The sequence below is a fragment of the Bradyrhizobium sp. USDA 4486 genome (genome assembly GCF_054057995.1).
This window is the reverse complement of sequence record NZ_JBSRZV010000001.1, coordinates 1,616,721-1,637,865: the sequence shown is the minus strand read 5'-3', so window position 1 is coordinate 1,637,865 and position 21,145 is coordinate 1,616,721. Positions and strand designations below refer to the sequence as shown.

Genomic DNA, 21,145 nt, shown 5'->3' with positions numbered 1-21,145 from the left:
TTTGCGCCGCTTGCGTTCTGCCGTTTAATGCGCAGGCGACAAATCCGTTCGCCAGGTGCCCGCCGATGTGGAACCGTCCGAGGTTCGATCTGAAGGTCCGACTGACGTTGCGCGTGGCCGCCATATCGGCCGCCTGCTTCGCCGCGATCTCCGCCTATTTCCTCATCACGGCCGACCGCGCCGCCCATGCGCGGATCGACAGTATCGCCGGCATCGTGGCGAAGTCGCTGGAGCTGCAGCAGGGCAAGATCCAGTGGGTGGCAGGGCCGCGCGCGGACTTTCCGAATCTGGATCCCGTTGCGGCCTATGTGATGACGCCCGGCCTGTGTCTGGCCGTCCGCGGCACCAGCGGCGACATGCTCCAGCGATTCTGTAGTGGCGTGCCTCCGGCAACGCCGCCGCCGCAGGCCTTCACGGCGTTCTATCGCAGCCTGTTCGACCCCGGCCGCGAGGCGGCAAGGCCGGTGATCGTGCGCGGAGCAAAGCTCGGCGATGCCGTGGTCTGGCTCGATCCGGCGGTGCAGACGGCCGAGGCCTGGCATGAGGCCGGCCGTCTGATGCTGGCGCTTGCGATCGCCCTGCCGCTGTTGTGCGTCCTGGTCTATGCCGCGCTGGCGCGGGCGCTGCGCCCGACCCACATGATCCGCACCGGCCTCGAACAGGTCGCCGCCGGTGACCTCACCGCGCGGCTGCCGCCGTTCGACCTCGCCGAGCTGTCCGCCATCCGCGACGTCTTCAATCATCTCGCCGAAAGCCTCGACACTGCGCTCGCCGAGCGGAACGAGCTGACGCGGAAACTGATCGCGCTCCAGGACGAGGAGCGTCGTCATTTGGCACGCGAGCTTCATGACGAGTTCGGCCAGTCGCTGGCCGCCATCCGCGCGCTCGCCTCCTCGGCCCGCCAGACCGCCGCGCAGGACTGCCCTGCCCTGCTCGGCGAATGCGACGGCATCGCACGAACCGCGACCGGCATGATGGAGACGCTGCGCGGGGCGCTGTTCCGGCTGCGCCCGCCCGATGTCGAGGAGCTTGGGCTGGTCGCCAGCCTGGAAGGCCTGGTCGCGGGGTGGAACGGGCGCAGCCGCGGCGAGACGCGCTTTGCGATCCGTTTCGACGGCACGTTCGAGACGCTGCCGGCGACCATCAGCGCCAATCTCTACCGCATCGTGCAGGAGGCGCTGACCAACGCCGCCAAGCACGCCGGCGCCACCAAGGTCAGCCTGGAACTGACGATGCGCCCCGACGAGATCGCACTCGCGATCGACGATGACGGCCGCTCGGCCGATCCCGCCGGAAAATCCGGAATGGGCCTGCTCGGCATGCGCGAACGCGTCGCGGCCTTGCGCGGCCGGCTGAGCTTCGAGCCGGGACCGAATGGCGGCTCGGCGCTGCGCGTCGTCATCCCGCTGGCGGCCGCCGATCGGCCGGTTCTGGAGCACGCGGCATGACCGCGACGATTCTGCTGGTCGACGATCATTCCGTCGTGCGCGAAGGCTACCGCTCCGTGCTCGAGAAGCAGCCGGGCCTGCGCGTGGTGGCCGAGGCGTCCGACGGCGCCGAGGCCTACCGCCTGTTCAAATCCGAGGCGCCCGACCTCGTCATCATGGATCTGAGCATGCCCGGCATCGGCGGCATCGAGGCCGTCAGGCGCATCAGGCAATGGGACAAGACCGCACGGATCCTGGTCTTCACCATGCACCAGAATGCCGGTTTCGCGGTGCAGGCGATCCGCGCCGGCGCGCGCGGATACGTCACCAAGATGAGCCCGCCGGAGACGCTGGTGCGCGCGGTGATGGACGTGCTGGCCGGCAAGATCGCCATCAGCCCCGACATCGACCACGAGCTCGCACTGAGCCGGATCAGCGGCGAGAGCTCGGCCGCCGACGTGCTGACGCCGCGCGAGTTCGAGGTGCTGCGGCTGCTGCTCGCCGAGAACACGACGGAGGAGATCGCCGAGACGCTGCATGTCAGCCCGAAGACGGTCGCCAACCTGCATTCGCTGATCAAGGACAAGCTCGGCGTCGGTTCCGACATCGAGCTGGTCCGGCTGGCACTGCGTCAGGGACTGCTGACCGAGGTCGATCTCCGCGAGACGTGATCGCGACGTGGCCGAAGATCATTCCCGCGCGACCACTGAGTCCAGCCACGCGCAGTTGAGCGGCGGCACGCGTGGGTCGGCGACGCGCACGCCGCGGGCAGCCGCGTCGAGCCGCATGTCACGCAATCGCTTGCGCGGCTCCTCGGGCATGCGGAGCCGCTCGTGGCCCCACAGGGAGGGCCCGTCAAAGGTCTCGTGCGGCTGCCAGGTTTCGGGATCGATGACGCGTCCGCCCCAGCCGTATTCGATGAAGAAGCCGGACGGCGTATTCACGTAGAACGAGGTCATGTGGTCATTGGTGTGCCGGCCCAGCGTGTAGGCGATGCGTCCCTCGTCCATCTGCGCGAGATCATAGCCCTGCCCGACATCATCGAGGCAGCCGAGCTCGACCATGAAGTGATGCATCGCCTTCCGTCCCGAGCCGACCATCGCAAAGGAGTGGTGGCGGCCGTTGACGTGGAAGAAATAGAGCCCGTAAGGCTTCAGCCCAAAATCCGAGACGTGAAAGCCGAGCACGTCGCGATAGAACGGCAACAGCGGCTCGACATCCTCCACATTGAGCACGACATGCCCCATGCCGAGCGCCCCGGTACGGAACCCCGAGATCGGGCGGCCCGGCTTGAACGGCTCGCTCGCGAGCTCCGGCTTGCAAAAAGCCTCCAGCCCGTTGCCGGCGGGATCGGCAAACGCGATCAGCTCGGCGACATGCCGCTCGTCAGCGAGCGCGCGCGAACCGCGCGTGACCTTGACGCCGTGGCTTTCCAGTCGGCCCGCCAACTGATCCAGCTCAGCGGTCGACGGAACTTCCCAGCCCATCACCGCCAGCCCGGCATCGCTGCCGCCGTCGACGATCAGCCGCTGCTTGCGGTCGTCCATGCGGAAGGCGCGCATCTTGCCACCGCGATCGACCTGCTGCATGCCGAGCAGCCCGGTCGCCATCCGGCTCCACTGGTCGAGCTGGGATGAACTGATTCCGATATAGCCGAGCGCTGCGATTTCCATCGAATTCCTCCCGAAGCATCGTGGTCGCCATATTGCGGCGAGCTTGATACCGGCCGCGCGCGATCCTACGGTGGCGTCCCGCAATCGCCTCGCGTCAGCGACGACAATAGGCGCGCCGGGACGTGCCACAAGGGAGGAAATACCGAGTGTCCAAGGAGCGGACGCGGAACGGCCAGCCGCGGCAGTCTGAGGGCGTCCGCGCCTTCAAGCGCGGGCTCGACGTGCTGCACGAGGTCAACCGCTCCGGCGGCATCCGCGCCGGCGACGTTGCCCGCGCGCTCGACCTGCCGCGACCCACCGTCTACCGCCTCCTCGAAACCCTGGAGGAGCTCGGCTACATCGCGCGCAGCGCCAGCGACGACCGATTTCGGGTCACCCGGCGCGCGTTGAGCCTCGGCGACGGCTACGATCCAGGAGTGGTGATCTGCCAGGCGGCGGCGCCTTATCTCGCAGATCTCAGCAGGAAGCTGATCTGGCCGGTCGATCTCTCCACCTATGAGAACGCGGCGATGGTGGTGCAGGAGACCACGCACTCTCGCAGCCCGCTCTCGATCGACCGCGGCATGATCGGTAAACGCCTGCCCATGCTGCGCACGTCTGCGGGCCGCGCCTATCTCGCCGCCTGCCCTGCGCACGAACGCGATCTCATCATCAATCATCTCCGCCGCATCGATGAGGCCGAAGACCGCCCCTTCCTCGACCAGGGCCGGCTCGACCGCATGATCGCCGAGACTGCCGCGCGAGGTTACGCAATTCGAAGCGAGGGCGAATACAATCCCAAGACGGCTTCGATTGCCGTTGCCATCGTGCGGGACGGCGCCGTATTCGGCTGCATCTCGATCATCTGGATCCGTTCGGCGCTGGGGATCGAGGAAGCGGTCGCGCAGTTCGCGAGCCAGCTGATGGAGGCGGCGTCGGCCATTCATGTCGCGGGATAGAGGCCGTCCGCTGGGCGGACACTTGGCACGCCGGCGTTGAAGGGCCGGCCCCGCATGGGAAAAGATGCCCCATGCAAGATAAATCCATCCCTGAAGAGTTTGACGTCGTCATCGTCGGCCGCGGGCCGGTGGGCGCCACGCTCGCCAACCTGCTCGGCCTGTGCGGCGTGCGGACGCTGGTGCTGGAGCGCGAAGCGCGGACCTATCATTTGCCGCGCGCGGTGCATTTCGACGATGAATGCATGCGCGTGTTCCAGACCATCGGGCTTGCCGACGCGATCCTGCCGCAAACCATCCTCAGTCCCGGCATGCTCTTCCTTGATGCGAACGGCAAGATGCTGCTGGACTGGTCGCGGCCACAGACGCTGACGCCGATGGGCTGGAATCTCAGTTACCGCTTCCATCAGCCCGATCTGGAGGACGTGCTGATTTCTGGTCTCGCGCGCTGGGGGCACGTCACCTTGCGCAGCCGCTGCGATGTGTTCGCGCTCGATCAGGACGAGACCGGCGTGCGCGTCCGCTATGAGGACCTGTCAAACGGCAAGCTGACCGAGGTCCGCGCTGCCTATGTCATCGGCTGCGACGGCGCCCGCTCGCTGGTGCGCCGCTTCATCGGCTCCGGCATGGACGATCTCGGCTTCCACGAACGCTGGCTGGTGATCGACGTGTTACTCAAGCGCGAGCGCGACGACCTCGGCGATTACAGCATTCAGCATTGCGATCCGCGGCGGCCCGCGACTTACGTCCGCGGCACCGGCACGCGCCGGCGCTGGGAGATCACGGTGCTTCCGGACGAGGACTCACAGGACGTGGCACAGCCGGCGAAAGTCTGGGAGCTGCTGTCGCGCTGGGTCACTCCCGACGATGCCGAGATCGAGCGTGCCGCGGTCTACACCTTTCATTCGGCGATCGCGCAGCAATGGCGCAATAGCCGGCTGCTGCTCGCGGGCGATTCCGCGCACCAGACCCCGCCCTTTCTCGGCCAGGGCATGTGCGCCGGCATTCGCGATGCCGCCAACCTTGCCTGGAAGCTCGCCAGCGTCATCCGCGCTGGCGCGAGCGCCGATCTGCTCGACACCTATCAGAGTGAACGGCTGCCGCATGTGCGCGAGTTCATCGAGCTCGCCATTCGCCTCGGCGGTGTCATCAACACAAAGGCGATCGAGGCCGGCCTTGCCGCCGGCCAAGCGCGCGAGAACGCGCCGGTCAAGCTGGAAGTGAAGAAGCCCCTGCTCGGCCCCGGTCTCGCGTTCGGCGACCTGCCGCTCGCGGGACATCTCGCACCGCAATTCATGCTGAGCGACGGACGCCGCAGCGACGACCGGACCGGCTATCATCATGTGCTGCTCGTCGAGACCGCGGCCGCACTGCCGTCGCGCCTCACCCTGTCGCAGGCTGGGATCGAGATCCTCGCCGGCGACGATGTCGAAGGCGTCGGAGACTGGCTGCGCGAGCACGGCGTCATCGCCGCGCTGGTTCGTCCTGACCGTTACATCCGCGGGACCGCCCGCAACGAGTCCGAGCTCGAGCGGCTCATCGCCGCCATCAATCCTCCAACCCAAATTCCTTCAGCCCAAGTGCCGTCCGCGGCCTGACCGAACCCACTTTCAAGGACATCTCATGAAGCTGCTCTCATTCGTTGCCGGCGGACACGCCTCGTTCGGGGCCCTCAAGGACAATGGCGTCGTTGATCTCGGCAGGCGCATGGCACCCTGCGCCACGCTGCGCCAGCTGCTCGAAGCCGGCCGCCTTGCCGAGGCGGCCGAGATCGTCGCATCCGCTGCACCCGATCATCTTCTCGACAAGATCGCCTTCGCCCCCGTCATCCCCGATCCCGGCAAGATCATCTGCGTCGGCCTCAACTACCGCGACCATGTCGCCGAGACCGGGCGCACCGTCACCGAGAAGCCGGCGCTGTTCGTCCGCTTCCCCTGCAGCCAGGTTGGCCATCTTCAGCCGATCGTGAAGCCTGAGGTCAGCGATGATTTCGACTATGAGGGGGAGCTCGCGCTCGTCATCGGCACGGGCGGCCGGCACATTCCCGCGAGCCGTGCGCTCGACCACATCGCCGGCTATGCCTGCTACAATGAAGGCAGTATCCGCGACTGGCAGCGCCACACCAGTCAATTCCTCTCCGGCAAGACCTTTGCGGAGAGCGGCAGCTTCGGCCCGTGGCTGGTGACGACGGACGAAATTCCGGACCCGTCGAAGCTCACTTTGCAGACGCGGCTCAACGGCGCGGTGGTGCAGGATACCACCACCGATCTCCTGATCACCGGCATCCCCGAACTGATCGCCTATATCTCCACGATCTGCCCGCTCGTCCCCGGCGACGTCATTGTCACCGGCACGCCAGGCGGCGTCGGCGCCAAGCGCACGCCGCCTTTGTGGATGCGCCCGGGCGACACCGTCGAGGTTGAGATCTCCGGCATCGGCATCCTGCGCAACAAGGTCATCGCCGAACGGGCCTGACCGCCCAGACCGATCAACGATAAAATCAGGAAACGCCATGAATCCCCTCCGCACCACATCCACCATGCTGCTGGCCGCTCTGGCTCTCGCGGGCCCCGCCGCGCGTGCCGAGATCAAGGGCGATGCCATCCGCATCGGCGTGCTCACCGACATGAACGGCGTGTTCGCGACCGCGATGGGCCCGGGCTCGGTCGAGGCGGCGCGCATGGCGGCGGAAGAGTTCGGCGGCAGGATCAACGGCAAGCCGATCGAGATCTTGCAGGCCGACCACCAGAACAAGCCGGATCTCGCCGCATCCTTGGCGCGAAAATGGTTCAGCGACGGCGTCCAGGCAATCGCCGACGGCGGCAGCTCGGGCGCCGCGCTCGCGGTGCAGGAGCTGGTGCGTGGCAACGGCAGGATATTCCTCGTCTCCGGCGCCGGCGCTAACCAGCTCACCGACGATGCCTGCGCGCCGACCAGCGTGCAGTGGACCCAGGACGCCTATTCCACCGCGACAGCGGTCGTCTCCGGCATCATGCAGACCAGCAAGGAGCCCTGGTTCTTCATCACCGGCGACTACGCCTTCGGCCATTCGATCGAGGTGACCGCGCGCGAGCGCATCGCCGCGCTCGGCGGCAAGGTCGCCGGCAGCGTCAAGGCGCAGCTCGGCACGCCCGATTACAGCTCATTCCTGCTTCAGGCGCAGTCGTCGGGCGCCAAGATCCTGGCGATCAACGTTGCCGGCGACAATGCGACCGCGATCAAGCAGGCCGAGGAATTCGGGCTCGCCAGCCAAGGCATGAAGATCGTCCCAATGTCGTTCCAGAACGTCGACATCGACGCGGTCGGGCTGAAGGCGACGCGCGGCGACCTCATCGTCACCTCCTTCTTCGAGGACGTCTCGCCCGCCGCTCGAAAATTTTCGGACGCGTTCTACGCACGACGCAAGGCGATGCCCTCGCAAATCCAGGCCGGCGTGTATTCCGCCGTACGCCACTATCTGCAGGCGGTGAAGGACACCGACTCCGACGAGGGCGCCGTCGTGATGGCCAAAATGAAGGCGACGCCGGTATCGGACGCCTACACCACCAACGGCCGCATCCGCGAGGATCAGCGCATGGTGCACGATCTTTATCTGGTGCAGGTCAACACCCCGGAGGAATCCAGAGGCGCGTGGGACTTCGTCAAGCTGGTCGCGACGATCCCACCCGACCAGGCCTTCCGCCCGCTCGATCGCAGCAAATGCACCCTGGTCGGCAAATAGAGCGTTTTGAAGCGAAGTGGATACCGGTTCGCGTAAAAAAACGCCTCAAATAAGAGGCAACCTCAGGCGAGATACCGCGTGAGATAGCCTTCCATCGCATAGAGCGCGCAGAGCGCGAGGCTCGACCAGACCGCGGCGCTGAAATACAGGAACATCCAGGTCAGCTCGCCCTTCCAGTGCGCGATGTCGTGCGTCACGACCCAGCGCGTCGAGACGTCATGCAGGCCTTCGAGCAGGCCAAGGAATCTGTTGCCCTCGGCATGCCCTGCCCGCCATCGGCTGAGATACATCGGCACGTCGATGGTGACCAGGAAGGCGAGGAAGCAGCCGATGCCGACGATGCCGGCGATCAGCGCCCAGCGCACCGGCCCCTGGAATTCCGGCATCAGACGGCACAGCGCGATGCCGGCGAGGAAGAAGGTCACCGCCCACAGCGAGTTCTCGATCGCGTTGTAGAGGAAGTTGGTGGTCACGACCGCGTACCAGGAGAAGCACTCCGCGACGATGATCTCGGGCACGATCAACCACGCGATGGTCACCGCGGTCTCCGCGCCGGTCATGGTGCCGAACTGGTGCAGGATGATGGCCCATTGCGCGGCGAAGCAGACTTCGGCCACGGTCGCGACCGTGCGGCCGACGAACACGCTCGACAGCCAGGTGTCGAACAGGCAGATGCGCTGCACATCGGCGCGCGGCAGCACCGAGCGGAAGGCGCAGCCGAACACATAGGCGGCGCAAAGCAGGAACATCAGGCCGATATCCGAGCCGCCACCGACGCTGCCTGCGACCGTCGGATAGAACTCGCGGTACAGCATGAACCAGACGAGAATGTTTGCAGCGCTGACCAGCGTTAAGGACCCCCACCACCACGCGAGGGGATTTGAACGTGCCTGCCACCGCAACATGAATCGCTCCGCTGTAATCGATGTGACATGTCTTCGTAACAATAATGTCACAAGACGCCACGCGATCGCGACAAAATTTTGTGCGCTTGAACGTTCCCGGCGCGGTTGCGGCGGCAGCGACAACCGCGAACTAGCGTCCGCATGGTGGACGATATCGGAGCCATATCCGATTTTATTGGACAAGTCTGGGTCTTGCGTTCGATATTCGGGCATGGTCCGCACTTCCCTAGCTAGACGCCGTCTTCCGCACGCGACCGCCGCCGCAGTGCTCGCGACAAGCACCGATGACGCGGCCTTCGCAACAACGCTGGCAAAAGGTCTCGTCGTACTCGAAGCCTTCAAGGCCGGCACCACCTTGCTCGGCAACATGGAGCTGTCGAAGCTGACCGGCATCCCGCGGCCGACGGTGGCGCGGCTGACGCACACGCTGGCCGAGCTTGGATACCTCCGCTACGAAGCCGTGCGGACGAAATACCGTCTCGCGGCCCGTGCGCTGCGGATGGCGCACCCGCTGCTTGCCGACATGCAGTTCCGGCAGATGGCGCGGCCGATGATGCAGGAGTTGGCACAGAGCGTGCGCGGCACGGTCTCGATCGGCCTGCTCGATGCGACCTCGATGATCTACGTCGAGACCGCGCGCTCCGGCGATGTCGGTCCGCATGTGCCCGACGTCGGCATGCCGATTCCCGTCGTGATGACCGCGATGGGCCGCGCCGCGGCAGCAATCTTGCCGCCGGCCGACGCGGAGCGGCTTGAACGGCAGATCGCAGCCGAAGACGCCGAGCTGTGGGCAGCCTTCCGCGACAAATACCGCACCGGCCTCGCCCAATGCGCCAGCCGCGGCTTCTGCACCTGTATTGGCGAGTACATCGCCTCGATCCATGCCGTCGCTGCGCCGTTGTTTCACGCGCGCGAGCTCAATCAGTCCTTCTCGATCAATTGCGGCATCCCCGCATTCCGGCTCCAGCCAGGTCAGCTGGAAGGAGAGATCGGCCCGCGGATCGCCGCCCTTGCCGACAGCATCCGCGCAGTGGTCCATGCGGCGGAGCCCGCCGTCGAGAGGCGAAAATCGAACAAGAAGAGCGCCAATCGATGAACAATAAAACCGGCGCTCCACACCCGGGAGGCCAACATGACCATCACGCGCCGAACATTGCTGGGGACTGCGCTTGCCCTACCCTGCGTCCCATTCGCCGCACGCGCTGAGGACGCCTGGCCCTCGCACCTGGTGCGGCTGATCTCGCCCTACGGACCGGGCGGCTCCAACGACATCTCGCTGCGCCTGCTCGCCGAAGAGTTCGGCCGCAACCTGCATCAGCAGTTCATCGTCGAGAACAAGCCGGGCGCCGGCACGCGCATCGCCAATGACACGGTCGCGCACGCACCGGGCGACGGCTACACGCTGCTCTATGTCGCCGCGCCCTATGCCACCGCGGAAGCGCTGTTCGGCAAGCTGACCTACGAGCGCCGGGATCTTCAGCCGGTCGCCATGGCCGTGATCGCGCCGCTGTTCCTGATCATCAGCGCGGAGGCGCCGTTCAAGTCGCTCTCCGAGTTGATCGCCTATGGTAAGTCGAAGCCGGATGGGCTGACCTTTGCCTCGCCCGGTGCCGGCTCGCAGCCGCACCTTGCCGGCGAGCTCCTGTTCCGCGACGCCGGCGTCAAGGGCCTCAACATCCCCTTCCGCGGCGATGCGGCCTCTTACACCGAGCTGCTCGCCGGGCGCGTCGACGCCACGCTGACGGCGCTGCCGACCGCGCTACCCTACATCCAAAGCGGCAAGTTCATCGTGCTCGGCGTCGCCTCGGCCGAACGCAGCGCGCTCTACCCGCAGGCACCGACCCTGCGCGAGCAGGGTTTTCCCAACGTGGTCGCCGCCGGATGGTACGGCTTCATGGCGCCCGCGACCACGCCGCGTGAGATCGTTGACAAGCTTCAGGCTGAGGTGCTGCGTGCGCTCGCCGAACCCGCGATCAAGGACAAGCTGACAGCCCAGGGCCTGGAGGTGCGGCCGGCCAATGCCGCCACCTTCGGCCAGTTCATCGACAACGAGACGCAGAAGTGGAGCGCGCTGATCCGCGAGGCCGGCCTCAAGGGCGAGTAGCGTGCCGCCGCCGCGCCGGCGTCCCGGACATGGCGCATCGGATACCGGCGCTCAACGCCCCTCGCCGCGGCAGCCGCCGCAGCAGACGAGATCGTCGCATTCATCGGCGTGGCGCTGGTATTCGGAGATCGCGCGATTGGCCATGCGGATACGGTTGGTCTGGCCCTGGTCGACCATCGCGGCGATCCGCTGCGCCAGGAACACCCAGGCTTCGAACTCGTCGCGAATGGCGCCGGTCCGCGCGAGAAAGTCCCAGGCGATCTCGTAAGCCTCCTCGGCGGCCGGATTGCGGTAGTCGCTGAAGATAACATGTCTCATCATCGCCAAAGCGAGACGGCCGCGATCGTTCCTGCCGGTCTTCGGTCCATGCCGCCGGTGCGGCGGCATGGCAAGACCACCGGCCGCGCGCTGCGGGCCGGTGGGCCTGATCCCGGCAGAATGGCTCGAGGATCAGGCTGCCCGGCGCTGATGCGCCAGATATTCCATCGTCACCTTCTCGACGTTGGAGTCGATCCACGACGCCATGCGCTGCTCTTCCTTCAGCGAGGCCTCGAGCTTCTCCTTGGCCGCCGGCACTCCTGCGGCGCCGCAGAGCGCGAGGAGAGATTTGTAAGCGGCGATCTCGAAATTCTCGAATGCATTGTTGGCGAAGGTGTTCTTGAGGATCTCATCGCCGGCCGCCGAGTGTGCCATGGCCTGCATGTTCGCCATCACTGACTGCGCCGTATCCTTGAGGCTCGACGTGCTCTCGCCGCAGGCCTCCAGACATTGCTCCAGTCGCCTCAGCTGCTCGTTGGTCTCCTGAAGATGGGCGGAGACTTTCGCCTTGACCTCCGGATACTCGTCCAGACGTTCCGACTGGCGCTCCATCAACTCTCGCGCCTGAACTTCCATCGCGTGTGCATTGCGTAATCCCACCACGAACGTATCGCGAGCTGCGTTAGCCATTGTCCTGTCCTTTCGTATTGACTGGCCTCGTTCCGCAAACCGCAGCTCGTAAGGATCGTTCCTCCAGGAAATCAGGCCGGTTTGCCGCAGCTGATCGGCCGCTGTTCCGATGTTCGGACCCGACGCTAACCTGCGATAGCCGAACATCAAACCACCTGCGCTTGTAGGAACGCCGCCCTTGGACAGTTGTTCTCGACAACATGGAGTCGCGCGGCCGCTTTTGTTTTGCCTGCTGCGCTTGATCTCCTCGCTGAACATTCGACGAGGTTGCCACGTGTCCGCACCAACGACCTCCGACCACGCTTCGCATAGGAACGGGTCAGCGTCGCACGCGATTGGTCACGTGCGAAAACCTCGAGGAGAAGCAATATGCGTAAGACAGTTCTAACGATCTTCACAGCCGCGGTGCTCGCGGGCGCTTCGGTCGGCGCAGCGTTCGCACAAGGTGCGGGCGGCGGTGCCGGAGGCGGTGCTGGAGGAGCCGGTGGCGGCGCTGGCGCCGGTGCCGGCGCTGGAGCAGGCGGAGCTGGCGCGGGTTCAGGCGGATCCGGTTCGGGCGGGAGCGGAGACGGAGGTGCCGGCAGTGGCGGTGGCGGCATCTCCCATGTAGAACGCGGCGGACAAGGTGCTTCGAGCCCTCCCGGCATGCGCAACGAAACGACTCCGCCCTCCAACGGCGTCACGCCGCGGCGCTAGCTGACCACGGATCGCGCATCGAAGCCGGTCCCTTTTCATGGCGCACGCGCAAGAGCGGCCCCAGCGCGATCCTCCCCTCGCTGGGGCCGCTCCATGTTAAAGCCTCACCGCTTCATCAGCGACACATAGGCCGCCAGCTTGTCCAGCGTCTGGTAGCCGTATTCGACCGCGCCGAAGCCGATCATGCCGTCGCGCTGCGCAGTGCTCGAGGTCAGTTGCCGCATCATCAGCACCGTCTTGCCGTTGCTCTGCTCGGCAAAGGTGACGGTGAAACGGAACATGCCGGGATCATCGTCCTGGTCGGTGCCGTGATCCATCTCCATCAGCGACGGCCGCTCGATGCGGCGGAAGCTCATCCGGTTCGGATAGACCGTGCCGTCGGGGCCGATCATGTTGAAGCGCCAGACGCCGCCGACGCGGACGTCGATCTCGAATGTCTCGACCTTGAATCCCTTCGGTCCGAACCATTGCGGCAGATGTTTCGGGTCGGACCAGGCCTCGAACACCAGCTCGCGCGGCGCGTCGATCACGCGCGACATCACGATCTCGCGGTCGAGCGACCATTGCGACAAAGCGGGATTGGCAGAACTCGTCATCGTCAGGCACCTTTCCGTTTGGTGGTTCGGGACGGCCGCTTGGCGGCGGCCGCCTCCTTCTCCTTCTTGAGCTTCATCACATAGGCCTCGAACCGGTCGAGCCGCGCCTCCCAGATTGCGCGCTGCTGCTGGAACCAGTCCTCGGCGCCGACAAGCGCATCCGGACTGAGACGGCAGGTGCGCACGCGGCCGGATTTCTCCGACTGAACGAGCCCGCTCGTCTCCAGCACGTGGATGTGTTTCATGAAGCTCGGCAGCGCCATGTCGAAGGGGTCGGCAAGCTCGCCGACCGACGCCTCGCCGGCGCACAGCCGCATCACGATCGCCCGCCGGGTGGGATCGGCAAGCGCCGCGAAAATCTGGTCGAGGCGGGATAATTGGTTAGCCATGAAGCTAACTAATCACGGCAAATGCCGGATGTCAACAATCGTTAGCCTATTGGCTAAGTAAACGGTGACCAACGGAACCCACAACGCGCAATCGTGAATTGGGGCATCGCGCCCTCCCCGCTAAAAGATGCCCGGGGGTGCACAAGCAGATCCACTAGAGCGCGTGCCGCCTGTTGTCACATCCCTCCCGATCACCCGACGAAGCTTCGCCCGGGCTGCGCTTGTTCCGCTGGCGATCGCGCTTTCCCCGCGGCGCACATTTGCGGACTCAGACATGATCGCGCAGATGCGCGATATCGTCGCCGCCGAACTCGCGCCGACCTCGAGGCCGGATCATCCGGGCGGTCTTGCCGCCGCGCTCTATGCCGGGCGCCATGTCGAGTTCTTCACGTTCGGCTTTGCGGACGAGGCGAGCCGCCGGCCGGTCACACCTGACACGCTGTTCAACATCGCTTCACTGCGTAAACCGTTCGAGGCGACGCTGGTCGCGCTCGGCACGCTACGCGGCGAGTTGCGGCTCGACGATGCCTTGCCGAAATACCTGCCTGAACTCACCGGCGATTATGTCGGCCGCGTCACCGTCGGTCAGCTCGCCGCGCACACGTCGGGACTGCTGCTTGCGACCGATCATCCGCCATGGCCAAACGATTCCTTCAACCGGGCGCAGTTCATCGAGATGCTCAACGCATGGGAACCGCAGGCCGGCGAAGCGCCCGGCAGGCAGCGCGTCTACAGCCATGCCGGATATGTGCTGCTTCAGCTCGTGCTCGAGCGCTGTTACGGCGCCCCGATCGCGACGCTGCTCGAACAAAATATCTTCAGGCCGCTCGGCATGACCGCGACCTCCGTGCCCGAGCGCGGGCCGGACGATCGCGCCGTGATGGACGCGGCCTGGATGCAGCGCGTCGTGCAAGGCTATTCGGATCAGGGCATGGCGATCGGCCCGCCCGGCAACCAGCAGAGCTATTACGATTTTCCCGGCACAGGCCAGATGTTTTCGTCTGCGCGCGACCTTGCGACCTTCGTCGGGGCCTCAGTCGACGGCCGGTCGATCGACCCGGATCTGCGCGAGGCATTGCGGATGACGCAACACGAGGTCTTCCGCGTCGACGAGAAATTCGGACAGGGCATGGCCTGGGAGAATGTACGCCTGCCCGGCGTCCTCATCGTCGACAAGCCGGGTGGCCTCAACAACGCCTCCGGCTATCTCGGTCTCGTGCCGACGCGGCGGATCGGCATCGTCCTGCTCGCCAATCGCGGGGAATATCCGCACGAGATCGCCCGCTACAAGATCCTGCCCGCGCTGGCGCATCTGATCGCCTCGCATGGCGGCTAGCTTCGAATCAGAAAGCCCCGGCTGAGCCGGGGGCTTTCACGCCAGATCCGGAACGGGATGAAGCTCAGTATCCGGCGCTCGGCTAGGCTCAGACCGAGCGCGTCAGCCCGCCGTCGACGCGGATGTTCTGGCCGGTGATATAGGCCGCGCCGTCGGAGGCCAGGAACGCGATCGTCGCGGCGATCTCCTCGACCTTGCCGTAGCGCCGCATCGGCACGCTGTCGCGCCGCGCGTCCTGCTGCGGCAGGCTGTCGATCCAGCCTGGGAGCACGTTGTTCATGCGGATGTTGTCGGCGGCATGGGTGTCGGTGAAGATCTTGGTGAAAGCGGCGAGCCCGGCGCGGAACACCGCGGAGGTCGGAAACATCGCGCTCGGCTCGAACGCCCAGGCGGTCGAGATGTTGATGATGGCGCCCGCCTTCTGCGCCTGCATGATGGGCGTGACCAGCCTGGTCGGACGGATCACGTTGAGGAGATAAGTATCGAGGCCGGCGTGCCATTGCTCGTCGGTGATCTCCGTGATCGGCGCACGCGGCCCATGGCCCGCGCTGTTGACGAGCACGTCGATGCGGCCCCACTTGGCCAGTGCGCCGTCGACGAGGCGCCTTAGATCATCGTTCGACTTGTTGGAGCCCGTGACGCCGAACCCGCCGAGCTCGGCGGCCAGCGCCTCGCCCTTGCCGGAGGACGACAGGATCGCGACGCGAAAGCCGTCGGCCGCAAGGCGCCGCGCGGCCCCTGCCCCCATGCCGCTGCCGCCGGCGGTGACGAGTGCGACCTTCTCTGCTGCCATGACCATGGTCCCTGTGTTGAGGCGAGCCGCAGGCCCGGCCTATCATGAGGCCTTCTACTGCCGGAGCTGCCGGCAGGTCCACCGCCGAGAGCATCCGCCGAGAGAATCCACCATGAGCGACCTGCAGATCCGCAATCTGCGCCCTGACGAAATTTCCCTCGCCGCCGACTGGGCCGCGGCCGAGGGCTGGAATCCGGGCCTCTCCGATGCCGCCTGCTTTTCGATCCCCGACGCGGAGGGTTTCTTCGTCGGCGAGATCGAGGGCGAGTCGGTCGCGACCGTCTCCTGCGTCAACTACGATGATCGCTTCGCCTTTCTCGGCTTCTACATCGTGCGCGCGAGCTTTCGCGGCAGAGGCCACGGCCTCAGCATCTGGAACGCGGCAATCGCGCATGCGGGCGCGCGCGTGATCGGGCTCGACGGCGTCGTGGCGCAGCAGGACAACTATAAAAAGTCCGGCTTCCAGCTCGCCTACGCCAACATCCGCTATGGCGGCGTCATCGCGGCGCCGTCGCCGCGAGCCGATGCCGTTGCGCTCGACACGGTCCCGTTCGCGCTGGTGGAAGCCGACGATGCGACGGTCTTCCCGGCCCGGCGCAGCGCGTTCCTGCGCGCCTGGATCGGGACATCGGGCCATATCGGCCGCGCGCTGATGCGCGACGGCAAGCTCGCCGCATGGGGCGTGATCCGGCCCTGCCGGAGCGGCTGCAAGATCGGCCCGCTCGTCGCCGATGATCGCGCCGCTGCGGAGGCGATCGTGCAGGCCTTGCTGGCAACAGCGGGCGGCGGCGAGATCTTTCTCGATGTCCCCGCCGTCAACCGCGAGGCAATTGCTCTGGCGGAACAGCTCGGGCTCAAGCCGGTGTTCGAGACGGCGCGGATGTATACCGGGCCGATCCGGAGCTTGCGGATCGACCGCGTCTTCGGCGTGACCAGCTTTGAGCTGGGTTAGCTAGTGCATGATCCGGACCCGAAGGCCCGCGTTAGCGCAAAGTGTGAAACGGTTTTCCGAAAAGATCATGCTCAAGATGCTCAGTAGCAGCGCATGATGTTGACGGTGTGCTCGCTGCCGCCGCGGCCTGGCACCGTCACCTGCTCGGTCGGGCAGCTCGGCACATAGGGCCGGTCCGACGGCACGACGTTCGGCGGGAAGCGATGCGTCCAGTCCCAGGGAACGTCATAAGTGTAGGTGTAGCGCACGTCCGTGGAGACCGGCTGCCCGAGGTCGGCAAAGGGCTGGCTGCTGTAGCCCGCACCGTCGTAGAAGAAGCCACCGCCGCCCGGCCAGTAGACCCAGGGCGTGTTGCGGCCGCGGAACCTGGCACCGGGTGCGATCGGCGGACGCGCCACCGCGGCCGGCCGCGCGGCAGCGCTCACCACGCCATGCGGCGCGGCGCCGCCGGGTCGTGCAAAAGTCTCGCTGGGGCTAAGGAGCAGCGCGGCTGCGCTGAGCGAGGCGAATAACGCCCCATATGATCTGGACATCATGATACGCACCAACTCGTTTGGCTTCGCGAAAAGCGGCTCCCCGCCGCACGCTAGGCCGGGCCGTCACCTGCCCGCAAACGTATAATTAATTGTTGGTTAAGGCGCGGAATGAACGGGGAACAGGGTGCGGCCAAACGCCCGAATTCCCCACGCGTTTCAGGCGCTTCGTTCCACGAGCGGCACTTCATAACCAGTTGATCGGAGTTGATCGGCACCCTCAAAATACGTCCGGAACGCTCCCCCATCGCTGTCGTTGGCCCCGACAAGAAAAGGAGCATCCTCAATGCAGAACACGTCAAAACTCGTCTGCCTGATCACGGCATCGCTCATCGCGGGCACCACGGCCGCATCGGCCCAGGGCTATGGCTGGAACGGACCGCGCGCCGGCTGGGACGCTCCCGCCTATGAGACGGTTCAGCCGCGCGCGTACTATCCTGGGGTCACCGGGCCATACGGCGCGCTCAACGGCAGCAACCATCCGGCGCCGAGCTCGACACAGGGCGATGTCGGCCCCGACGGCAACAACAATGGCACGCTGACCGGCGTCTATCGCTGGTAGTGTGCGCTCACGGCCAAGGCCCATCGTTCCTTCGCGGACGGTGGGCCTTCGCGCGTCAGCGGCCCCGCTGCTTGCGCAGCCAGTCGAGCATGTCCTGCGCGTTGCCGGTACCCTGGGAGACAATGGCCGTGTTTCCGCCGCTGCGGCGGTAGACCGTGGTACGCCCGGGCTCCTTCTCGATCTTCACCTCGGCCTGCGCCGGATCGCCGCTCTGCGTGATCACGGAGGTGCCGTTCTCGTCCTGGACCACCGTGGTGTGACCGTCGGCAGCCCCGGCCGGCGCCGCCGCGATCACGCTCATGATCCCTATGCCGGATGCGAGCAGGAATAATCTCATGTCACACTCCTTCATCGGCTGAACTGGAAGATCGCCATCCAGTTGAAACGTCCGAACTGCCGTACCGCTCCCGTGTTCATGTCGCCGATCTGGAGCAGGAGCGCATTGGTGGAATTGCCGATCTGGGTGATGTCGGCAGTGTTGCTGAGGCCGGACTGGCCGACCGCCGCATTGGTGGTACCGCCCACCTGGATCACGTTGGCATAGTTGCGCTCCCCGTTCTGGATGATCGTCGCGTCCACCGTGCCGGTCCCGCCGATCTGGATCACCCGCGCGATGTTGATGCGGCTGTTCTCCTCGATCGTGACAGGCTCGACATTGTCGCCGAACTGCACGATCGTTTCGACGCTCACGTTCCGGTTCGTGAAGCTCCGCTGGACGGATCCCGCCGGCGCCTGCGTCGCCGTGCCGACGGCGACAAGCAACGCCGCCGCGGCCAACACGTGCCTCAACACAGCCCTGCCCCATTGCATCACGCGTCTCCGCTTCGTTGTCGATTCCCGCGAGCTCGCGTGCTACGGGCTGTGTTGAACAACCATCGACGAGTTGATCCTGCCGAACTGCGCGATCGCTCCCGTATTCATGCTGCCGAGTTGCGACACGACGCTCGTCGCCGACTGACCGGTCTGGCCGACGAAGGCGAAATTAGTCATGCCGGTCTGCCCGACCGAAGCCGATGTCGCCCCACCGAATTGCAGGATGCCGACAGCATTATTCGAGCCGTTCTGGGTGACAGTCGCGCTGGTGTTACCGCCGCTCATGAACACGCCGGCCAGGTTGGTCGAACTGCTCTGGTTCAAGACGACCGGCGGCCCGTTGACCGAGACGATCGTCTTGATGTCAGCGCTTTGCGCCCGCGCAGGGCCGTTCGCGGCAAAACAGGAGAGGAGGATCGCCGTCGCAACGACCAGAAGATGCCTATTCATCATATGCCTCCACACTATCTGTGCCGAGCCAAAACACGATCTCGGGTTAAGGAGCCTGCTGCAAAATCGTGGAGCCGTTCAGAATGCCAAGCTGGGACACCCCGGCAGCGTTGTTCAGGCCAATCTGGCCGATCAAGCTCGTGTTGGCGCCGCCGACCTGACCGACTGCGGCGTTATTGGTCGCGGTGGGGGTCGTGCCGCCCTGTCCTATCGTCGCCGAATTGGCCGAAGCCAGCGATCCCAACTGCAAGCTCGATGCGGTGTTGGTCGCACCGAATTGCAGCGTCGTCGCGGTGTTGTTCACCGGGCCGGTCTGCACTGTGGACGAGAGATTTGTCGTGCCGAACTGCAACACGCTAATCGAGTTGGCGGCTTGGGCATCGACAGCACTCAGCGCGCTCAGCATGACGACCGTCGTGACGAAAAATTTGCGCATGTCATAATCCTCCGCGAAATGTCAGCCGCCGACCCGCCGCCCCGTTCAGGCAACCTGATCGCGGTGATTTCGAGTATGGTCTGTCGAGTATCACCCGGACGCGCCGCTCGGTGGACGCGCCCGGGGCCGATACGGGGCTGGCTTAGTGCTGCGTAATGGTGCTGGAGTTGATGCCGAAGCCGAACTGCCCAACGGCGGCAGCGTTGTTCGGCGGGAGGCCGAAGAGCGTGGACTGGCTGATCGAGCTGGTGTTGTTGCCCGTGGCAACCTGCCCAGTGGTGGCCGAGTTGCCAAAGACGCCAACCTGAGTCACCGAGCTCGCATTGTTGAGCGACGGAGTGGTCGTGCCCTGCAGGGTGATCGCGGTATTCACGAAACCGAACTGGGCGGTGGTCGAGGAGTCGTTCACGTGGCCCTGCTGGTTCACGCTGGAGCCGTTTACGATCCCGACTTGCACCGTAGTTGCGGTGTTGGCAGCCTGCGCCGCGGAAGACAGAGCGAGCACGGCAACGGAAGCAAAAAACAATTTGCGCATGGAAATCCCTTTCTAGCCGAGTTGTCTGACTGGGTTTGGATGCGGTCTTGAGGAAGGCCGACATCGTAGGGATGACTCTGAACCGATCGCGCTTCGTGCGACAGACTGCAGTTCATGCTAGTCGGTACGGACTAGACGTTATCCGGGATCTCGCCGTCCGCAGGCTCGGAGCTCGCGAGAGCTCACGTCGCCTCCGCTTCGCGGCCGATGCTGTCGATCAATCTCACCACCTCGATCGGAGAGCGCAGCTCCAGCTTTCGCATCATCCTGGCGCGATGAACCTTCACCGTCACTTCGCTCACCCCGAGCCGTGCCGCGATTTGCTTGGCGACGAGCCCTTCGGCCATCAGCAGCATGATGTCGCGCTCCCGCGCCGTCAGCGTCTCGACGCGCTGACGCGCCTCGCGCATGGTGTCTTCGCGCGCCAGCCGCCTGCGGTCGCGCTCGATGCCATGCCGGATCGCGTCGAGGATCTCCTGCTCGCGAAAGGGTTTTGGAAGAAACTCGACCGCGCCGCGCTTCATGGCCTCGACCGAGACGCGGACGTCGGAATGACCGCTGATGAAGACGATCGGGATGGGCACGCCAGTCTCCGCGAGCCGGCGCTGAAGCTCGAGACCGGTCGGCGCAGTGCCCGGGAAGCGCACATCGAGCACGAGGCACGACGGTCCCTCGGACATGCTCTCGGCAAGGAACTCGTCCGTCGACGCAAACAACCTCACCTTGTGTCCGGTCTCCTCGCAAAGACTCCCAATCGCGGTTCGAATCTGAATCTCGTCGTCAACGACATAAACTGTGGCTTGATCTGAACTCATGACAACAAACTCCCCAGCCTGGGGCCCGATGACCAGGTAACGAACCGTCCATTCTTTTGTGACCGCAAACAAGGTGCTTGGATGAGTTGCAGCGGATCGAGCGAAGAGCGTCGGTCCACCGACGGGATGTCTTAGAGCCAATACTCGCCCAAGGCGAGTGAAGGCGTTCACATCTCGAACTTCGTGATTACAGGGAATAGAGCCAGCCACAGGCATCACGGCGGGGCATGTATCGCGGATGCCACCATCCGGCCGCGAGCGCGGTATCGCCAACTGCGTCATGGTGTCGCCATCCATGTGCCGACGTCAACGCCGGCTGGTCGCCGCTTTCGGCAGACCAGACGCGACGTGCAGTCAGCTTATCGAATTCGGTACCGCGCGCGTCGTATGGAATACTCCCGGTATATGATCCCAGCAAATCACGAAACGTCGCAACCTCAGGCTTTACTTCTGGATGATGAAACGTGCCCGACCGTCAGCCCGGGATCGGCGACATACTGCCGAGACGATCAGGATCGCTTGGAAG

General features: G+C 65.3%; 25 protein-coding genes. 11 read left to right on the top strand and 14 right to left on the bottom strand.

The genetic code is table 11. The features are described from left to right. Positions 1 to 65 precede the first annotated feature (65 nt). A complete protein-coding gene (locus ACVWY3_RS08025; RefSeq protein ID WP_456837967.1) occupies positions 66 to 1,448 on the top strand; it encodes a histidine kinase in 1,383 nt (460 codons plus the stop codon). Then, on the top strand, positions 1,445 to 2,098 hold the full coding sequence (locus ACVWY3_RS08020) for a response regulator (protein ID WP_456837966.1): 654 nt from the start codon (positions 1,445 to 1,447) through the stop codon (positions 2,096 to 2,098). Before ACVWY3_RS08025 ends, ACVWY3_RS08020 begins: the two co-directional genes overlap by 4 nt. Positions 2,099 to 2,116: 18 nt before the next feature. Here ACVWY3_RS08020 and ACVWY3_RS08015 read toward each other — a convergent pair whose 3' ends face one another. Then, entirely contained in the window at positions 2,117 to 3,100 is a 984-nt protein-coding gene (locus ACVWY3_RS08015) for a VOC family protein (protein ID WP_456837965.1), read from the bottom strand. A 146-nt stretch (positions 3,101 to 3,246) separates the two neighbouring features. On the opposite strand from ACVWY3_RS08015, the gene ACVWY3_RS08010 reads away from it, so the two are divergent. The 4 genes from ACVWY3_RS08010 (at position 3,247) to ACVWY3_RS07995 (ending at position 7,756) form a co-directional block, all read left to right on the top strand. After that, positions 3,247 to 4,038: a DNA-binding transcriptional regulator gene (locus tag ACVWY3_RS08010; protein ID WP_456837964.1), complete on the top strand. Its 792-nt coding sequence runs from the start codon at positions 3,247 to 3,249 to the stop codon at positions 4,036 to 4,038. 71 nt (positions 4,039 to 4,109) lie between these two features. Then, the gene (gene mhpA, locus ACVWY3_RS08005; protein WP_456837963.1) at positions 4,110 to 5,633 is read left to right on the top strand and encodes a bifunctional 3-(3-hydroxy-phenyl)propionate/3-hydroxycinnamic acid hydroxylase MhpA; all 1,524 of its coding nucleotides are present in this window, start codon (positions 4,110 to 4,112) and stop codon (positions 5,631 to 5,633) included. Between the two features lie 25 nt (positions 5,634 to 5,658). Continuing rightward, positions 5,659 to 6,510, top strand: a complete 852-nt coding sequence (locus ACVWY3_RS08000) for a fumarylacetoacetate hydrolase family protein (RefSeq protein ID WP_456837962.1) — start codon at positions 5,659 to 5,661, stop codon at positions 6,508 to 6,510. A gap of 37 nt (positions 6,511 to 6,547) precedes the next feature. Beyond that, positions 6,548 to 7,756 carry an ABC transporter substrate-binding protein gene (locus tag ACVWY3_RS07995; protein WP_456837961.1) on the top strand — a complete coding sequence of 403 codons (1,209 nt, stop codon included), beginning with the start codon at positions 6,548 to 6,550 and terminating at the stop codon, positions 7,754 to 7,756. A 62-nt stretch (positions 7,757 to 7,818) separates the two neighbouring features. Here the strand turns inward: ACVWY3_RS07995 and ACVWY3_RS07990 are convergent, their stop codons facing one another. Further along, entirely contained in the window at positions 7,819 to 8,661 is an 843-nt protein-coding gene (locus tag ACVWY3_RS07990) for a hypothetical protein (protein ID WP_456837960.1), read from the bottom strand. A gap of 211 nt (positions 8,662 to 8,872) precedes the next feature. On the opposite strand from ACVWY3_RS07990, the gene ACVWY3_RS07985 reads away from it, so the two are divergent. Both ACVWY3_RS07985 and ACVWY3_RS07980 read left to right on the top strand, forming a co-directional pair. Continuing rightward, positions 8,873 to 9,757, top strand: a complete 885-nt coding sequence (locus tag ACVWY3_RS07985; RefSeq protein ID WP_456837959.1) for an IclR family transcriptional regulator — start codon at positions 8,873 to 8,875, stop codon at positions 9,755 to 9,757. Positions 9,758 to 9,793: 36 nt separating this feature from the next. Further along, on the top strand, positions 9,794 to 10,765 hold the full coding sequence (locus ACVWY3_RS07980; RefSeq protein ID WP_456837958.1) for a Bug family tripartite tricarboxylate transporter substrate binding protein: 972 nt from the start codon (positions 9,794 to 9,796) through the stop codon (positions 10,763 to 10,765). 51 nt (positions 10,766 to 10,816) lie between these two features. On the opposite strand, the gene ACVWY3_RS07975 is transcribed toward ACVWY3_RS07980, so the two are convergent. From ACVWY3_RS07975 to ACVWY3_RS07960, 4 genes are all read right to left on the bottom strand, one after another. Further along, a complete protein-coding gene (locus ACVWY3_RS07975) occupies positions 10,817 to 11,083 on the bottom strand; it encodes a hypothetical protein (protein WP_456843314.1) in 267 nt (88 codons plus the stop codon). Positions 11,084 to 11,215: 132 nt separating this feature from the next. Next, positions 11,216 to 11,713 (bottom strand): ferritin-like domain-containing protein, encoded by a 498-nt coding sequence (locus ACVWY3_RS07970; RefSeq protein WP_456843313.1) that lies wholly within the window; start codon positions 11,711 to 11,713, stop codon positions 11,216 to 11,218. A gap of 800 nt (positions 11,714 to 12,513) precedes the next feature. Then, the gene (locus ACVWY3_RS07965; RefSeq protein ID WP_456837957.1) at positions 12,514 to 13,005 is read right to left on the bottom strand and encodes an SRPBCC family protein; all 492 of its coding nucleotides are present in this window, start codon (positions 13,003 to 13,005) and stop codon (positions 12,514 to 12,516) included. Between the two features lie 2 nt (positions 13,006 to 13,007). Next, a complete protein-coding gene (locus tag ACVWY3_RS07960) occupies positions 13,008 to 13,394 on the bottom strand; it encodes an ArsR/SmtB family transcription factor (protein WP_456837956.1) in 387 nt (128 codons plus the stop codon). A 274-nt stretch (positions 13,395 to 13,668) separates the two neighbouring features. On the opposite strand from ACVWY3_RS07960, the gene ACVWY3_RS07955 reads away from it, so the two are divergent. After that, positions 13,669 to 14,730 carry a serine hydrolase gene (locus ACVWY3_RS07955; protein ID WP_456837955.1) on the top strand — a complete coding sequence of 354 codons (1,062 nt, stop codon included), beginning with the start codon at positions 13,669 to 13,671 and terminating at the stop codon, positions 14,728 to 14,730. An 88-nt stretch (positions 14,731 to 14,818) separates the two neighbouring features. On the opposite strand, the gene ACVWY3_RS07950 is transcribed toward ACVWY3_RS07955, so the two are convergent. Continuing rightward, positions 14,819 to 15,523, bottom strand: a complete 705-nt coding sequence (locus ACVWY3_RS07950) for an SDR family oxidoreductase (RefSeq protein ID WP_456837954.1) — start codon at positions 15,521 to 15,523, stop codon at positions 14,819 to 14,821. A gap of 112 nt (positions 15,524 to 15,635) precedes the next feature. Here ACVWY3_RS07950 and ACVWY3_RS07945 point away from each other — a divergent pair, with 112 nt between their 5' ends. Then, a complete protein-coding gene (locus ACVWY3_RS07945) occupies positions 15,636 to 16,475 on the top strand; it encodes a GNAT family N-acetyltransferase (RefSeq protein ID WP_456837953.1) in 840 nt (279 codons plus the stop codon). An 80-nt stretch (positions 16,476 to 16,555) separates the two neighbouring features. Here the strand turns inward: ACVWY3_RS07945 and ACVWY3_RS07940 are convergent, their stop codons facing one another. After that, positions 16,556 to 17,011: a hypothetical protein gene (locus ACVWY3_RS07940; protein ID WP_456837952.1), complete on the bottom strand. Its 456-nt coding sequence runs from the start codon at positions 17,009 to 17,011 to the stop codon at positions 16,556 to 16,558. Positions 17,012 to 17,294: 283 nt separating this feature from the next. On the opposite strand from ACVWY3_RS07940, the gene ACVWY3_RS07935 reads away from it, so the two are divergent. After that, on the top strand, positions 17,295 to 17,570 hold the full coding sequence (locus ACVWY3_RS07935; protein WP_456837951.1) for a hypothetical protein: 276 nt from the start codon (positions 17,295 to 17,297) through the stop codon (positions 17,568 to 17,570). Positions 17,571 to 17,625: 55 nt separating this feature from the next. On the opposite strand, the gene ACVWY3_RS07930 is transcribed toward ACVWY3_RS07935, so the two are convergent. From ACVWY3_RS07930 to ACVWY3_RS07905, 6 genes are all read right to left on the bottom strand, one after another. Then, positions 17,626 to 17,907: a hypothetical protein gene (locus ACVWY3_RS07930; protein WP_456837950.1), complete on the bottom strand. Its 282-nt coding sequence runs from the start codon at positions 17,905 to 17,907 to the stop codon at positions 17,626 to 17,628. An 11-nt stretch (positions 17,908 to 17,918) separates the two neighbouring features. Beyond that, positions 17,919 to 18,260: a curlin gene (locus ACVWY3_RS07925; RefSeq protein ID WP_456837949.1), complete on the bottom strand. Its 342-nt coding sequence runs from the start codon at positions 18,258 to 18,260 to the stop codon at positions 17,919 to 17,921. A 162-nt stretch (positions 18,261 to 18,422) separates the two neighbouring features. Continuing rightward, complete coding sequence (locus ACVWY3_RS07920; protein ID WP_456837948.1) at positions 18,423 to 18,833, bottom strand: curlin; 411 nt, start codon at positions 18,831 to 18,833, stop codon at positions 18,423 to 18,425. Positions 18,834 to 18,879: 46 nt separating this feature from the next. Next, on the bottom strand, positions 18,880 to 19,269 hold the full coding sequence (locus ACVWY3_RS07915; RefSeq protein WP_456837947.1) for a curlin: 390 nt from the start codon (positions 19,267 to 19,269) through the stop codon (positions 18,880 to 18,882). A 142-nt stretch (positions 19,270 to 19,411) separates the two neighbouring features. Continuing rightward, positions 19,412 to 19,804, bottom strand: coding sequence for a curlin subunit CsgB (locus tag ACVWY3_RS07910; RefSeq protein WP_456837946.1), 393 nt, complete (start codon positions 19,802 to 19,804; stop codon positions 19,412 to 19,414). Between the two features lie 182 nt (positions 19,805 to 19,986). Further along, complete coding sequence (locus ACVWY3_RS07905) at positions 19,987 to 20,619, bottom strand: response regulator transcription factor (RefSeq protein WP_456837945.1); 633 nt, start codon at positions 20,617 to 20,619, stop codon at positions 19,987 to 19,989. Positions 20,620 to 21,145: the final 526 nt, after the last annotated feature.

Coding starts and splice junctions, on each gene's coding strand:
- ACVWY3_RS07975 (WP_456843314.1), bottom strand. CDS start 11,083: ATGAGACATGTTATCTTCAGCGACTACCGCAATCCGGCCGCCGAGGAG.
- ACVWY3_RS07950 (WP_456837954.1), bottom strand. CDS start 15,523: ATGGCAGCAGAGAAGGTCGCACTCGTCACCGCCGGCGGCAGCGGCATG.
- ACVWY3_RS07985 (WP_456837959.1), top strand. CDS start 8,873: ATGGTCCGCACTTCCCTAGCTAGACGCCGTCTTCCGCACGCGACCGCC.
- ACVWY3_RS07965 (WP_456837957.1), bottom strand. CDS start 13,005: ATGACGAGTTCTGCCAATCCCGCTTTGTCGCAATGGTCGCTCGACCGC.
- ACVWY3_RS07915 (WP_456837947.1), bottom strand. CDS start 19,269: ATGCGCAAATTTTTCGTCACGACGGTCGTCATGCTGAGCGCGCTGAGT.
- ACVWY3_RS07940 (WP_456837952.1), bottom strand. CDS start 17,011: ATGATGTCCAGATCATATGGGGCGTTATTCGCCTCGCTCAGCGCAGCC.
- ACVWY3_RS08000 (WP_456837962.1), top strand. CDS start 5,659: ATGAAGCTGCTCTCATTCGTTGCCGGCGGACACGCCTCGTTCGGGGCC.
- ACVWY3_RS07980 (WP_456837958.1), top strand. CDS start 9,794: ATGACCATCACGCGCCGAACATTGCTGGGGACTGCGCTTGCCCTACCC.
- ACVWY3_RS07910 (WP_456837946.1), bottom strand. CDS start 19,804: ATGCGCAAATTGTTTTTTGCTTCCGTTGCCGTGCTCGCTCTGTCTTCC.
- ACVWY3_RS07935 (WP_456837951.1), top strand. CDS start 17,295: ATGCAGAACACGTCAAAACTCGTCTGCCTGATCACGGCATCGCTCATC.
- ACVWY3_RS07970 (WP_456843313.1), bottom strand. CDS start 11,713: ATGGCTAACGCAGCTCGCGATACGTTCGTGGTGGGATTACGCAATGCA.
- ACVWY3_RS07955 (WP_456837955.1), top strand. CDS start 13,669: ATGATCGCGCAGATGCGCGATATCGTCGCCGCCGAACTCGCGCCGACC.
- ACVWY3_RS07905 (WP_456837945.1), bottom strand. CDS start 20,619: ATGAGTTCAGATCAAGCCACAGTTTATGTCGTTGACGACGAGATTCAG.
- ACVWY3_RS07990 (WP_456837960.1), bottom strand. CDS start 8,661: ATGTTGCGGTGGCAGGCACGTTCAAATCCCCTCGCGTGGTGGTGGGGG.
- mhpA (WP_456837963.1), top strand. CDS start 4,110: ATGCAAGATAAATCCATCCCTGAAGAGTTTGACGTCGTCATCGTCGGC.
- ACVWY3_RS07995 (WP_456837961.1), top strand. CDS start 6,548: ATGAATCCCCTCCGCACCACATCCACCATGCTGCTGGCCGCTCTGGCT.
- ACVWY3_RS07945 (WP_456837953.1), top strand. CDS start 15,636: ATGAGCGACCTGCAGATCCGCAATCTGCGCCCTGACGAAATTTCCCTC.
- ACVWY3_RS08015 (WP_456837965.1), bottom strand. CDS start 3,100: ATGGAAATCGCAGCGCTCGGCTATATCGGAATCAGTTCATCCCAGCTC.
- ACVWY3_RS07930 (WP_456837950.1), bottom strand. CDS start 17,907: ATGAGATTATTCCTGCTCGCATCCGGCATAGGGATCATGAGCGTGATC.
- ACVWY3_RS07960 (WP_456837956.1), bottom strand. CDS start 13,394: ATGGCTAACCAATTATCCCGCCTCGACCAGATTTTCGCGGCGCTTGCC.
- ACVWY3_RS08020 (WP_456837966.1), top strand. CDS start 1,445: ATGACCGCGACGATTCTGCTGGTCGACGATCATTCCGTCGTGCGCGAA.
- ACVWY3_RS08025 (WP_456837967.1), top strand. CDS start 66: ATGTGGAACCGTCCGAGGTTCGATCTGAAGGTCCGACTGACGTTGCGC.
- ACVWY3_RS07920 (WP_456837948.1), bottom strand. CDS start 18,833: ATGAATAGGCATCTTCTGGTCGTTGCGACGGCGATCCTCCTCTCCTGT.